At 71.5% G+C, this 13356-nt stretch carries 12 protein-coding genes; 3 read left to right on the top strand and 9 right to left on the bottom strand.

Annotated features, from left to right (window positions below; genetic code table 11):
- Nucleotides 1-127: 127 nt before the first annotated feature.
- The 3 genes from RBJ77_RS14035 to tatA form a co-directional block, all read right to left on the bottom strand.
- Nucleotides 128-1474 carry a class I SAM-dependent RNA methyltransferase gene (locus RBJ77_RS14035; RefSeq protein ID WP_372345310.1) on the bottom strand — a complete coding sequence of 449 codons (1347 nt, stop codon included), beginning with the start codon at nt 1472-1474 and terminating at the stop codon, nt 128-130.
- A gap of 150 nt (nt 1475-1624) precedes the next feature.
- A complete protein-coding gene (locus RBJ77_RS14030) occupies nt 1625-3670 on the bottom strand; it encodes an APC family permease (protein ID WP_372345309.1) in 2046 nt (681 codons plus the stop codon).
- A 57-nt stretch (nt 3671-3727) separates the two neighbouring features.
- Nucleotides 3728-3973: a Sec-independent protein translocase subunit TatA gene (tatA, locus tag RBJ77_RS14025; protein ID WP_372345308.1), complete on the bottom strand. Its 246-nt coding sequence runs from the start codon at nt 3971-3973 to the stop codon at nt 3728-3730.
- An 84-nt stretch (nt 3974-4057) separates the two neighbouring features.
- On the opposite strand from tatA, the gene RBJ77_RS14020 reads away from it, so the two are divergent.
- Nucleotides 4058-5485, top strand: coding sequence for an LCP family protein (locus tag RBJ77_RS14020; protein ID WP_372345307.1), 1428 nt, complete (start codon nt 4058-4060; stop codon nt 5483-5485).
- On the opposite strand, the gene RBJ77_RS14015 is transcribed toward RBJ77_RS14020, so the two are convergent.
- Nucleotides 5476-6195, bottom strand: a complete 720-nt coding sequence (locus tag RBJ77_RS14015; protein WP_372345306.1) for a lytic transglycosylase domain-containing protein — start codon at nt 6193-6195, stop codon at nt 5476-5478. The two genes, RBJ77_RS14020 and RBJ77_RS14015, sit on opposite strands and share 10 nt — an antisense overlap.
- Before the next feature lie 241 nt (nt 6196-6436).
- Between RBJ77_RS14015 and RBJ77_RS14010 the strand changes: the two genes are divergently transcribed.
- Nucleotides 6437-7108: an NAD-binding protein gene (locus tag RBJ77_RS14010; RefSeq protein ID WP_372345305.1), complete on the top strand. Its 672-nt coding sequence runs from the start codon at nt 6437-6439 to the stop codon at nt 7106-7108.
- Entirely contained in the window at nt 7108-7779 is a 672-nt protein-coding gene (locus tag RBJ77_RS14005) for a TrkA family potassium uptake protein (RefSeq protein ID WP_207826409.1), read from the top strand. The genes RBJ77_RS14010 and RBJ77_RS14005 overlap by 1 nt, the downstream gene beginning before the upstream one ends.
- A gap of 119 nt (nt 7780-7898) precedes the next feature.
- Here the strand turns inward: RBJ77_RS14005 and RBJ77_RS14000 are convergent, their stop codons facing one another.
- From RBJ77_RS14000 to RBJ77_RS13980, 5 genes are all read right to left on the bottom strand, one after another.
- On the bottom strand, nt 7899-8684 hold the full coding sequence (locus tag RBJ77_RS14000) for a DUF3159 domain-containing protein (protein WP_372345304.1): 786 nt from the start codon (nt 8682-8684) through the stop codon (nt 7899-7901).
- A 3-nt stretch (nt 8685-8687) separates the two neighbouring features.
- Nucleotides 8688-9098, bottom strand: coding sequence for an OB-fold nucleic acid binding domain-containing protein (locus RBJ77_RS13995; protein WP_255970494.1), 411 nt, complete (start codon nt 9096-9098; stop codon nt 8688-8690).
- Nucleotides 9099-9181: 83 nt separating this feature from the next.
- A complete protein-coding gene (locus RBJ77_RS13990) occupies nt 9182-9865 on the bottom strand; it encodes a response regulator (protein ID WP_255970492.1) in 684 nt (227 codons plus the stop codon).
- Entirely contained in the window at nt 9862-12435 is a 2574-nt protein-coding gene (locus RBJ77_RS13985; protein WP_372345303.1) for an ATP-binding protein, read from the bottom strand. Before RBJ77_RS13985 ends, RBJ77_RS13990 begins: the two co-directional genes overlap by 4 nt.
- A gap of 124 nt (nt 12436-12559) precedes the next feature.
- Nucleotides 12560-13285 (bottom strand): ABC transporter ATP-binding protein, encoded by a 726-nt coding sequence (locus RBJ77_RS13980; RefSeq protein ID WP_372345302.1) that lies wholly within the window; start codon nt 13283-13285, stop codon nt 12560-12562.
- Between the last annotated feature and the right edge of the window lie 71 nt (nt 13286-13356).

Below are 13356 nucleotides of genomic sequence, written 5' to 3'. Positions count from 1 at the left end.
CCTCGGAAGCCGCCTTCCCCTTCGACCTCGACGTCGCCTTCGACTTCGACTTCGACCTCGACCTCGTACGAATGTCGACCCGCCCCCTTCTCACCCCCGCCGCACGACGGACCCTACCCGCCTGCGGTCAGCGCCCCTTCTCGGCCTTGTCGCCCTTGTCGGCGGGCTCCAGGATCGCCACGCACTCCACGTGGTGCGTCATCGGAAACAGATCGAACGCCCGAAGCGTCCGCACCCGGTACCCGCCCTCCCGGAAGTACCCCAGGTCCCGCGCCAGTGCGGCGGGGTCGCAGGCCACGTAGGCGATGCGGCGGGCGCCCAGCGTGGTGAGGTGGGCGACCGTCTTCTTGCCGGCGCCCGCGCGCGGCGGGTCCAGGACGATCAGGTCGGCCTCGGTGATGCCCGTGCGCGGCAGCACCGCCTCGACCTTGCCCTGCTCGATCCGGACGCGGTCGAAGGAGGCCAGGTTGTGGCGGGCGTCCTCCACCGCGCGCTTGCCGGACTCGATGCCGAGGACCGCGCCCTTCTCGCCGATGCGGTCCGCGAGCGCGCCCGCGAAGAGGCCGACGCCGCAGTACAGGTCGAGGGCCGTGTCGCCCTTGCGGGGCAGCAGGCCCTGCATGACGGCGCGCATGAGCGTGTCCGCCGCCTTCGGGTGGACCTGCCAGAAGCCGCCGCTGCCGACGCGGTACGTGCGGTCGTCGGCGCGCTCGCGCACGAACGGCCGGCCGTGCACGCGGTGCACGCCGCCGTCCTTCTCGCCCACCCGCATCACGGACACCGGCTTGTCGAGCTCCACGATGGGCAGCCGCGCGCCCGGCTTCGGGGTCAGGATCACCTGGCGGTCCTGGGAGCCGCTCGCCGCGATCGCCTCGACCGACTCCATGCCGGACCAGTCGCGCTTCTCGATGCCCAGCTCGGACACGCCCTCGGCCGCGATCATGCAGTGCTCGACGGGCTCGACCTCGTGGGAGCGGTGGCGGCGCAGACCCGCGTTGCCGTCGGCGTCGACCGCGTACTGGACGCGGGTGCGCCACTGCGGCACCTCGCCCGCCGGGAGCTTGTCGCCGTCGGCCGGCATGACCGTGCCGTCCCAGCCGGCCTCCTCGGGCGTGAGGCCCGCGAGGCGCTGCAGCTGCTCGGCGATGACCTCGCCCTTGAGGCGGCGCTGGGCGCCGGGCTTGGCGTGCTGCCAGTCGCAGCCGCCGCAGCGGCCGGGACCGGCGTACGGGCACGGGGCCTCGACGCGGTCCTTGGACGCGTCGAGGATCTGCACGGCGTCGGCCCGCAGGAAGCGCGCGCCCTCCTCGCCCTCGGTCACCCGGGCCACGACCCGCTCGCCGGGCAGCGTGTGCCGGACGAACAGAACCTGGCCCTCCGACGTCCGCGCGATGCAGTGGCCGCCGTGCGCGACGGGGCCGACCTCGACCTCGTACTCCTGCCCCACCAGTGACGTCTTCGGTTCTGCCTGCATGGCGGGGGCTCCACTACCTCAAGGGGAAAACGGCCGGAAAGCTGAGAGCGGCCGGACAACAGCCCACCAGTCTACGTGGCTGTCGCCCGGCCGCTCACCAGGGCCGTGTCGCTCATCAGGACCGCGCCCCTCACCGGGACCGCGTCGCGGCTACTTGCTGCTGGGCTCCTTGGAGCGCTTCTCCACCGGACCCCGGCGCACCGCACCCGGCGCGCTCCACTCGGAGCGCCTGCGGGCCCGCTTCTTGGCGGCCTCGGAGGACTCCAGCTGGTACGGCACGGAGGTGACCATGATCCCGGGCGTGAAGAGCAGACGGCCCTTCAGGCGCAGCGCGCTCTGGTTGTGCAGCAGGTGCTCGTACCAGTGGCCGACCACGTACTCGGGGATGATCACGCTGACCGCGTCGCGCGGGGACTCGCGGCGCAGGCCCTTCACGTACTCGATGATCGGCCGGGTGATCTCGCGGTAGGGCGAGTCGAGGACCTTGAGCGGCACGTCGATGCCGCGGCGCTCCCACTCCTCCCGCAGGGCCTTCGTCTCGGCCGGGTCGACGTTGACGCTCAGCGCTTCGAGCGTGTCCGTGCGCATGAGCTTCGCGTAGGCGAGGGCGCGCAGCGTCGGCCGGTGGATCTTCGAGACGAGGACGATCGAGTGGACGCGGGACGGGCGGACGCTGTCGTCGGACGGCGTCTCCGGCGCGGCGATCTCCTCGGCGACCCGGTCGTAGTGCTTACGGATCGCGGTCATCGTCGCGTAGAAGATGCACATGCCGAGCAGCGCGACCCAGGCGCCGTGGGTGAACTTCGTGACGAGGACGACCACGAGGACCAGGCCGGTCAGGAAGCCGCCGAAGGCGTTGATCGCGCGGGAGCGGATCATGTGGCGGCGCTTGTCCGCGTTCTTCTCGGTGCGCAGGTGGCGGTTCCAGTGGCGGACCATGCCGGTCTGGCTGAGCGTGAAGGACACGAACACGCCGACGATGTAGAGCTGGATCAGCCGGGTGGAGTCGGCGCCGTAGATGACGACGAGCATCGCGGCGGCGCCGGCGAGCAGGACGATGCCGTTGGAGAAGGCCAGGCGGTCGCCGCGGGTGTGCAGCTGGCGCGGCAGGTAGCGGTCCTGGGCGAGGATCGAGCCGAGCACCGGGAAGCCGTTGTACGCGGTGTTCGCCGCGAGGAACAGCACCAGGGCGGTGGCCGCGGCGAGCACGATGAACAGGAAGCTGCCGTTGCCGAAGACGGCCTCGGCGACCTGTGTGATGACCGGGTCCTGCACGTAGCCGGAGCCGACCGGCACGCCGCCCTTCAGCAGGTCGTGTCCCGGGTTCTCGGCCATCCGGACCTTGGTGACCAGGGCGAGGGCGATGATGCCGACGAGCATGGTGATGGCGAGCACGCCCATCATCGCCAGCGTGGTCGCCGCGTTCTTGGACTTGGGCTTGCGGAAGGCCGGGACGCCGTTGGAGACGGCCTCGACGCCGGTGAGCGCGGCACAGCCGGAGGAGAAGGCGCGCAGCAGCAGGAAGACGAGGGCGAAGCCCGCGAGACCCTGGTGCTCGGCCTCGATGTGGAAGTCCGCGGTGGGCGCGCGCATGGTGTCGCCGAGCACGAGGGCGCGGAAGGCACCCCACGCGATCATGATGAAGACGCCCACGACGAACACGTACGTCGGGATCGCGAAGAGCGATCCGGACTCCTTGACGCCGCGCAGGTTCATCAGCGTCAGCAGCAGGATCACCGCGACGGCGCACAGCACCTTGTGCTCGACCACGAACGGGATCGCCGAGCCCAGGTTCTCGATGCCGGAGGTGATGGAGACGGCGACGGTGAGGACGTAGTCGACGAGCAGCGCGCTGGCGACCGTCAGGCCCGCCTTGGGGCCGAGGTTGGTGTTGGCGACCTCGTAGTCGCCGCCGCCGCTGGGGTAGGCGTGCACGTTCTGCCGGTACGACGCCACGACGGTGAACATGACCACCACGACGGCCAGGGCGATCCACGGGCTGAAGTGGTAGGCCGACACACCCGCGACGGACAGGACGAGCAGGACCTCACCGGGCGCGTAGGCGACGGAGGACAGGGCGTCGGAGGCGAAAACGGGGAGTGCGATGCGCTTCGGCAGGAGCGTTTCTCCGAGCCGATCACTGCGCAGAGCGCGCCCGATCAAGATCCGTTTGGGCACGTCGGTCAGTTTGGACACGCAGAGGATCGTAAGCGTTCGAACGAGGGGCCGCCCACCCGCCACCCCCATTCGTCCTCAGGCCTCCCCCCGAGTCTCCTCGAACCCCTCCTTCCGGCCGGTGCCGGCCTCGCTCGGCGCGGCCGTCGGACCGCTCTTCGCGACCTCGGTCTCACTCTTCATGGCCGCGGTCTCGCTCTTGAGGATCCGCAGCGACTTGCCGACCGACCTGGCGGTGTCCGGCAGCCGCTTGGCCCCGAAGAGCAGGATGAAGATCACCGCCACGATCAGCAGGTGCCAGGGCTCCAGCCCGTTGCGGAGCATGCCGCCTCCTTGCAGTGCGCTCACGAAAGGTTGCTACATTGCGCAACTGTACAACCCAATGCACGCCACTTCACAGGAGGCTCCATGTCCGGCCGACGGCGCAGACGGTCGCGTCCGCTCCGGATCGCCCTCGCCCTGACCGCCTCCTTCGTGGTCCTCGTCACGGCGGGGGCCGGCTGGCTCTACCTCCGGCTCGGCGGCAGCATCCACACCTTCAGCTCCGACGGCGTCTCCGGCGACCGCCCGGACGCCGACGCGTCGAAGGGCGAGAACGTCCTCGTCATCGGCTCGGACGCGCGCACCGGCGGCAACAGCGCGCTCGGCGGCGGCGACAAGGGCGACATCGGCCGCTCCGACACCACGCTCCTGCTGCACATATACGCGGGCCACCGGCGCGCCGTCGCCGTCTCGATCCCGCGCGACAGCCTGGTCACGATCCCCTCGTGCAAGCTCCCGGACGGCACGTGGACGAAGGAGCGGCCGGACACCATGTTCAACGCGGCGTACTCCGTGGGCTCCACCGCGCAGGGCAACCCGGCCTGCACCCAGAACACCGTCGAGAAGCTGACCGGCCTGCGCGTCGACCACACGGTCGTCGTCGACTTCAAGGGCTTCGCCGCGCTGACGGACGTCGTGGGCGGCGTCCGGGTCTGCCTGCCGCAGAACGTCTACGCGCGCGACCTCGACCCGAACCGCACCACCCGCGGCGCCCTCCTCTTCCCCCAGGGCGAGCAGACGGTGTCCGGGCAGCGGGCCCTGGACTACGTCCGGATCCGCCACGGCTCGGACATCGGCCGCATCAAGCGCCAGCAGGCCTTCATGGCCGGCCTGCTGAAGAAGATCCGCGCAGACGGCCTGACCCCGACCCGGCTGCTGCCGCTGGCGAACGCGGCCACCGAGTCGCTGACGGTCGACCCCGGCCTGGGCTCCGCGGACAAGCTGATCGCGTTCGCGATGTCGCTCAAGGACGTCGATCCGGGGCACCTGAAGTTCGTGACGGTGCCCTGGCGCTACGAGGGGTCGCGCGTCGCCCTCGTCCAGCCGGACGCGGACCGCCTGTGGGCGTCCCTGAAGGACGACCGCGCGGTGCACGGCAGGAGCGCGTCACCCACGCCGTCGCCCGCACCCTCCTCGGGGGACGGCATCGCGGTCTCCGTCCACAACGGCACGACCGTCCCGGGACTCGCCGCCCGCGCCGCGGCCGAGCTGGAGGCGGACGGCTTCACGGTCACGGGTACGGCGACCGCGGCGGGGCAGGGCCGCACGACGACGGTGGTCGAGTACGGCCCCGGTCTGCGCGCCCGCGCCGCGACCGTCGCCGCCCGCTTCCCCGGCGCCACGCTCGCCCCGGCCGCCGGAACCGGCATCGACGTGATCCTCGGCACCGACTACCCGACCGCCAAGGCCCCCGCGGACGCCACGAGTACCACCGGCACCACCAGTACCGAAGACCCGACCGAGAACGCGCGCTCCGCCGACGCCGACCCCTGCGACGACCTCTCCTACGGCTGACGGGCCACCGCGCGGCCGGCCTTCTCCCAGTTCTCGTGCAGCCGGTCGAGATAGGACCGGGCCTGGCTGCCGGGCGACGCCCCGCGCGCGAAGGCGAGCATGTTGGCGGACCCGGTGTTGTAGCCGAGCGCGAGCAGTTCGTCGCGGGTGTACGGGCCCGTCCAGCGGGCCGGCAGCCGTGCGGCGAGGTCGTGCAGGTGCCACGCCGCGGCCTCGATGGCCAGGTCCCGGTCGTCGGGCAGCTCGTCCCAGCGCCGGCCGGCGAAGTCCCGGCCCCGCTTGGTGTCGTCGAAGGCGGCCCGGTGCATGTTCGCGATGCCGAAGGCGGCGTCGGGCTTGTACCGCTGCCAGGCCCGCTCCAGCGCCGGATCGTGCGGCTTGTACGCCTCGTTGTAGAGGATCGCCATGACCAGCCGCGCACCGACACCGGCCTGCCCGGCGCGGGCCCGCACCTCCGCCGCGTAGTCCGCGGGGTCGTAGCGGGCACCGGCCGTCCTGGACGGGGAGGGCTCCGCGGCATCACGACCGGGCGAGGACGAGGGCGAGGACGAGGGCGAAGGGGACGGCGACGGGGACCGCGCCGGAGCGGGTGACGGGGACCCTGCCCGGGGCTGCGACGGCTGGTTCCCACCGCGCGCCACGAGCCCCCACACCACCACCGCGGCCACGACGAGCGCGAGCCACCCCCACCGCGTACGACGCCCGGCCATGCCGGTCTCCTCTCGCCCGCAAGGTCCGCACCGGCCAGTGTAGGAACCGTCGGCGATCTAGGCGTCGACGCGAGGGAGGAGTTCGAGCACATTGCCGATACGGTGGTCCAGAGCGCGAGCCGCAAAAAGCCCGCACCGTGCCCGAGATCGAGCCGCACCGGCTGGACCGAGCCGCGAGAGAGAGACATGAGCAGGACGTTTACGCAGGTCAGAAGGCCTATGAGGAGTGCGGGGTAGGGCCGTGCATATCGTGATCATGGGCTGTGGCCGAGTAGGGTCCCAACTTGCCCAGACCCTGGAACAGCAGGGCCACACGGTCGCCGTGGTCGATCAGGACCCCACGGCCTTCCGCCGACTGGGCTCCGGTTTCGGCGGCCGTCGCGTCACCGGTGTCGGTTTCGACCAGGACACCCTGCGCGAGGCCGGCATCGAGGAGGCGGGCGCGTTCGCCGCGGTCTCCAGCGGTGACAACTCCAACATCATCGCCGCCCGCGTGGCCCGCGAGATGTTCGGCATCGAGAACGTGGCGGCGCGGATCTACGACCCCCGCCGCGCCGAGGTCTACCAGCGCCTGGGCATCCCGACGGTCGCCACGGTCCGCTGGACCGCCGACCAGATGCTGCGCCGCCTCCTGCCGTCCGGCGCGGAGCCGCTGTGGCGGGATCCCACCGGCGGCGTCCAGCTCGCCGAGGTGCACACGTCGGCGTCCTGGGTCGGCCACAAGATCAGCCGCCTCCAGGAGGAGACGGGCGTGCGCGTCGCGTTCCTGACCCGGCTCGGCGAGGCGATCCTGCCGACGTCGCAGACGGTGCTGCAGGAGGGCGACCTCGTCCACGTGATGATGCGCACGGACGACGTCGAGAAGGTCGAGGCGGCGTTCGCCGGGGGTCCTGAAGAGGAGGGCGGTCACTGATGAGGGTCGCCATTGCCGGAGCCGGAGCGGTCGGCCGCTCGATCGCGGGCGAGCTGCTCGAGAACGGCCACGAGGTCCTCCTCGTCGACAAGGCGCCGACCGCCATCTCGGTCGAGCGCGTCCCGCAGGCGGAGTGGCTGCTCGCCGACGCCTGCGAGATCACGTCCCTGGACGAGGCGGCGCTGCAGCGCTGCAACGTGGTCATCGCGGCCACCGGCGACGACAAGGTCAACCTGGTCGTCTCGCTGCTCGCGAAGACCGAGTACGGGGTCCCGCGGGTCGTCGCCCGCGTCAACAACCCCAAGAACGAATGGCTGTTCAACGAGTCGTGGGGCGTCGACGTCGCCGTCTCCACCCCGCGCCTCATGTCGGCCCTGGTCGAAGAGGCCGTCAGCGTGGGCGACCTGGTGCGCCTGCTGCGCTTCAGCCACGGTGACGCGAACCTGGTCGAGCTGACGCTCCCGCCGGAGTCGGCCCTGGCCGGCACCCGGGTCGGCGACGTCCAGTGGCCGGAGGACACGTCCCTGGTCACGATCATCCGCGGCACCCGCGTGCTGGCCCCCAGCCAGGAGGACTCCCTGGAGGCGGGCGACGAGCTGCTGTTCGTCGCGGCGCAGGCCCGGGAGGAACAGCTGGAGGACCTGCTGTCGGTCCGGCGCGAGGACGCGTAGAAGAAGTCGGAAAAGGGCGGTGGCCCCGAGCTCTGCTCGGGGCCACCGCCCTTTTCCGACTTCAGGAGCGCGGGGAACTGCGCGCCCAGCCCCCCACGACCCGCACCCGCGAACCGGGCTCAGGCCTCCCGGCGATGCCGCGCCCCACCTTCGGAACGCCCGGCCTCGGCCCCGGCCCCGGCCTTCTCGGCCTTCGCCGCCTTCTCGGCCTGCTCGGCGGCTTCCATCTCCGCGAACACGTCGATCGGCGCGGGCGCCTTCGCCAGGAACACCCACGTCAGCCACACCGCCAGCAGGAACGGCGGGATCTTCAGCGCGATGAGCACCCAGCCGAACTGCGTCGTGTCCGCCCACCAGTACAGCGGGAACAGGACCGCGCACTTGGCGAGCAGGATGAGCCCCCAGGCCCAACTCGCCTTCGCGTAGGCCTTCTTGCGACCGGGGTTGCGCGTCCGCCAGGAGAGGTTCTCCTTGAACACCGGCCCGAGGATGAGGCCGATGAGCGGAACCCCGCACAGCGTCGTCACGATGTACGCGAGGGCGAGCCCCAGCGTGTAGAGCATGCCGGGCAGGTAGAAGTCCTTGGCATTGCCGGTCATCATCGCGAAGACGACACCGAAGGCGACGCCGAAGACACCGCTGAAGGCGTGCTTGACGGTGTCCTTCATGACCAGTCGTACGACGACCAGGACCAGGGACACCGCGAGGGCCGCGATGGCCGACATGTGCAGGTCCTTGTTGATCGTGAAGATGGTCACGAAGAGGAGACCGGGCACGACGGTCTCCACCATGCCCCGCACACCACCGAAGGCCTCGAAGAGTGCGGCCTCGGTCACCGCCCTGTCTGCGGTTGCGGGGTCGTCGACTCCGGGTTCGCGGTCGGTCGGCTTGTCGAGGGACGTCACCGGCTACTCCCGTCCGAGCGGTCTGAGTTCGTATTTCGGGTTGAAGAGCACCCTACGGCCCCGGCTCATCGAGATCCGACCCGATGCGATCAACTTACGGCCCGGTTCTATGCCCAGGATCGAGCGGCGGCCGAGCCACACGACGTCCAGGGCCGCCGAGCCGTCGAACAACTCCGCCTCCAGCGCCGGGACTCCGGCGCGTGGCCGCAGGGTGACCGTGCGCAACGTACCAGTAACCGTGACGATCTGTCGGTCCTGGCAGTCGCCGATGCGTGTGCAGCCCGTGGTCTCCGAGTCCTCGCGCAGCTCCTCCGACTCCAGGTCCTCCTGCGAGGTGGACAGTCGGTCGAGCATGCGCCGGAATCGGCCCGCCGGCTTCTCGGACGCCCTGTCGGAACGAGGAACAGCACTCATACAGGAAGCGTACCCGGGGCCGGTGACACGGTCGTACTCGCTGGTGTACCCCGGTTCCCGGGGCCCTACCCGACCGGTTTCGGCTACTTCTCGAACCGGTATCCCATTCCGGGCTCGGTGACGAAGTGCCGCGGGTGCGAGGGGTCGGTCTCCAGCTTGCGGCGCAGCTGGGCCATGTACACCCGCAGATAGTTCGTCTCCGTGCCGTACGACGGCCCCCACACCTCCTGGAGCAGCTGTTTCTGGCTGACCAGGCGCCCCGTGTTGCGCACCAGCACCTCCAGCAGGTGCCACTCCGTGGGCGTGAGGCGTACGTCGCGGCCACCGCGGTTGACCTTCTTGGCCGCCATGTCGACCGTGAAGTCCGCGGTCTCGACGATGCCCTCGTCCTCACCGCCGCCGGTGGGCTCGGCCCGCCGCACGGCCGCCCGCAGCCGGGCGAGCAGCTCGTCCATGCCGAACGGCTTGGTGACGTAGTCGTCGGCCCCGGCGTCGAGCGCCTCGACCTTCTCGTCCGACGAGTGCCGGGCGGACAGGACGAGGATCGGCACCCTGGTCCAGCCGCGCAGCCCCTTGATGACCTCGACGCCGTCCATGTCGGGCAGTCCCAGGTCGAGGACGATCACGTCGGGGTGGCGGGCGGCGGCGAGCTGCAGCGCCTGCGCGCCGTCGGCGGCGGCGTCCACCTCGTACTTGCGCGCCTTCAGGTTGATGACGAGGGCGCGGACGATCTGCGGTTCGTCGTCGACCACGAGCACCCGGGTCATGCGTGCCTGCCTCTCTGCGTTCCAGCAGTCGGTGCGGGGGCCTGGACGGCCGCCGCGGAGGGGGTGCGGGCCGCGGCCCGCAGGGTGAGGACCATGGTGAGGCCGCCACCGGGGGTGTCCTCGGCGCTGAGCGTGCCGCCCATCGCCTCGACGAAGCCTCGCGCCACGGCGAGCCCGAGTCCCACTCCGGCGCCGCGTGGAGCGTCACCGTAGCGCTGGAAGGGCGCGAAGATGCGGTCCTTCGCCTCGTCCGGGACGCCGGGTCCGCGGTCCACCACGCGGAGTTCGACGCGGTCGCCGAGCGTGCTCGCGGCGACGAGCACGGGCTCGTCGGGCGGGCTGTACTTGACGGCGTTCTCCACGATGTTCGCGACGGCCCGCTCCAGCAGGCCCTTGTCGACGGTGACCATGGGCAGCGACTCCGGGATCTCCAGGTCGACGCTGAGCTCCGGGTCCGGTACGCCGACCAGCGCCATCGGCACCACCTCGTCGAGGTCGATCTCCCGGATGAGCGGGGTCACGGTGCCGGTCTGGAGGCGGGACATGTCGAGGAGGTTGCCGACGAGGTGGTCGAGCCGGTCGGCGCCCTCCTCGATCCCGGCGAGCAGTTCCGCCTGGTCCTCGTCGGACCACTCGACGTCCTCGGAGCGCAGGGACGACACGGAGGCCTTGATGCCGGCCAGCGGGGTGCGCAGGTCGTGCGAGACGGCGGCGAGCAGCGCGGTGCGGATCCGGTTGCCCTCGGCGAGGGTGCGGGCCTGGTCGGCGGCGTCCTGGAGGCGCTGGCGGTCGAGCACGACGGCGGCCTGCGCGGCGAACGCGGCGAGCACGCGCCGGTCCTCGGCGGGCAGCACGCGCCCGGACAGGGCGAGCGCCATGTGGCCGCCGACGGGGACGTCGACGTCGGCGTCCTCGGGGCGTACGAGCGGGCGCGGTCCGACGCTGCCCGCGCAGGTCCACGGCTCGGTGTCGCCCGCCCGCTCCAGCAGCGCCACCGACTCCATCGCGAACGTCTCCCGGACCCGCTCCAACAGGGCCTCCAGGCTGGTCTCGCCGCGCAGCACGCTGCCCGCCAGGAACGACAGGATCTCCGACTCGGCCCGCAGCCGGGCCGCCTGGTGCGTGCGCCGCGCCGCCAGATCCACCACGGACGCCACCGACACCGCGACGCCGACGAAGATCACGATGGCGACGATGTTCTTCGGGTCGGCGATCGTGAACAGGTGCAGCGGGGGTGTGAAGTAGTAGTTCAGGAGCAGGGAGCCGAACGCCGCCGAGGCGAGCGCCGGGAGCAGCCCGCCGACCAGCGCCGCCGCCACGGTCAGCGACAGGAACAGCAGCATGTCGTTGGCGAGGCCGAGGTCGGAGTCGACGTGCGTGAGGAGCAGCGCGAGCAGCGCGGGTCCGCCGACGCCGATGAACCAGCCCCACGCGATCCTGGACCGCCCGAGCCGGGCACCGCGGGCGACGGGCAGCCCGCGCCCCTTGGCGACCTCCTCGTGCGTGACGATGTGGACGTCGAGGTCGGGCCCGGACTCCCGGGCGACGGTGGCGCCGACGCCGGGCCCGAACATGTACTGCCAGGTCTTGCGGCGCGAGGAGCCGAGGACGATCTGGGTGGCGTTGACCCCGCGGGCGAACTCCAGGAGCGCGGAGGGGATGTCGTCGCCGATGACGTGGTGGAACGTTCCGCCGAGGTCTTCGACCAGGGTGCGCTGGACGGCCAGTTCCTTGGGGGACGCGGCGGTGAGGCCGTCGCTGCGGGCGATGTACACCGCGAGGACCTCGCCGCCGGCACCCTTCTCGGCGAGCCGGGCCGCGCGCCTGATCAACGTACGGCCTTCGGGACCGCCGGTCAGTCCGACGACGATGCGCTCGCGGGCCTGCCAGGTGGAGCGGATGTTGTGCTCGCCCCGGTACTGCTGGAGGTACTCGTCGGCGCGGTCGGCGACCCAGAGCAGGGCCAGCTCGCGCAGCGCGGTGAGGTTGCCCGGGCGGAAGTAGTTCGACAGCGCCGCGTCGACCTTGTCGGACTTGTAGATGTTCCCGTGGGCCATCCGGCGGCGCAGCGCCTGGGGCGACATGTCGACCAGCTCGATCTGGTCCGCGCGGCGCACCACCTCGTCGGGCACGGTCTCGCGCTGACGCACCCCGGTGATCGCCTCGACGACGTCGCCCAGCGACTCCAGGTGCTGGATGTTGACCGTCGATATGACGTCGATGCCCGCCGCGAGCAGCTCCTCGACGTCCTGCCAGCGCTTGGCGTTGCGGGAGCCGGGCACGTTCGTGTGGGCGAGTTCGTCGACGAGGGCGACGGCGGGCGCACGGCCCAGGACGGCGTCGACGTCCATCTCGCGGAAGACGGAGCCCCGGTACTCGATCTCCTTGCGCTCGACCTGCTCCAGGCCGTGCAGCATCACCTCGGTGCGCGGCCTGCCGTGGTGCTCGACGAACGCCACCACGCAGTCCGTGCCGCGCTCGACGCGGCGGTGCGCCTCGGAGAGCATCGCGTACGTCTTGCCGACGCCCGGTGCGCTGCCGAGATAGATCCGAAGCTTGCCGCGTCCCATGGCCCCATTGTCTTTCAGTCGCTGCATCACGCAGCGTCGACCTTACGGCCAGCAATTCTGGCAAATGGGACAGATGCCTGGTGGGTGGGCGGCTTTGACGCAACCCTGATGCGCGCCCGCGCGGTCAGTGCTGGACGATCTCGCCGTCGCTCAGCTCCAGGACCCGGTCGGCGAGGTCGAGCAGCGTCGCGTCGTGCGTGGCGACCAGTGCGGTGACGCGCTCGCTGCGCACGACGGCCCGCAGCAGCTCCATCACGGCGAGCCCGGTCTCCGCGTCGAGCTGCCCGGTGGGCTCGTCGGCGATGAGGAGGGCCGGCTTGTTGGCCAGCGCCCGGGCGATGGCGACGCGCTGCTGCTGGCCGCCGGAGAGCTCGCCGGGCCGCTGCTTGGCGTGCCCGTCGAGGCCGACGAGGGAGAGCAGCAGCTCGACCCGCTCCTCGCGCTCGCGCGGGTCCGCCTTGCGCAGCCGCATCGGCACGCCGACGTTCTCGGCGGCGGTGAGGATCGGGATCAGCCCGAAGGACTGGAAGATGAAGCCGATCCGGTCCCGGCGCAGTTCAAGGAGGCCGTTCTCGCCGAGCTCGGCGAGGTCGAGGCCGTCCACGGTGATCCGCCCCCGGTCGGGCTCGTCGAGCCCGCCCACGAGGTTGAGCAGCGTCGTCTTGCCGGATCCGGAGCGCCCCTTGAGGGCGACGAGCTCGCCGCGCGGCACCTCGAAGGACACCCCGCGCAGGGCGTGGACGGCGGCGGCCCCGGACCCGTACGAACGGTGCAGCCCGTCCACCACGACCATCGGTCCCCGGCCGTCCTGCTCCAGGACGGCGGTCCCCGCCTCTGCCTTCTCGGTCATCCGCGCCGCTCCCCCGTACGTACGTTCCCGGCCGGGCGCCAGTATGGGCATGCGGCGCCCGGCCGGGCAAT

This window comes from Streptomyces sp. KL116D (assembly GCF_030766975.1).
GTDB classification, from domain to species: Bacteria; Actinomycetota; Actinomycetes; order Streptomycetales; family Streptomycetaceae; genus Streptomyces; species Streptomyces longispororuber_A.
Note: the sequence above shows the minus strand (reverse complement) of the source record. Positions and strands in the feature narration are given on the sequence as shown.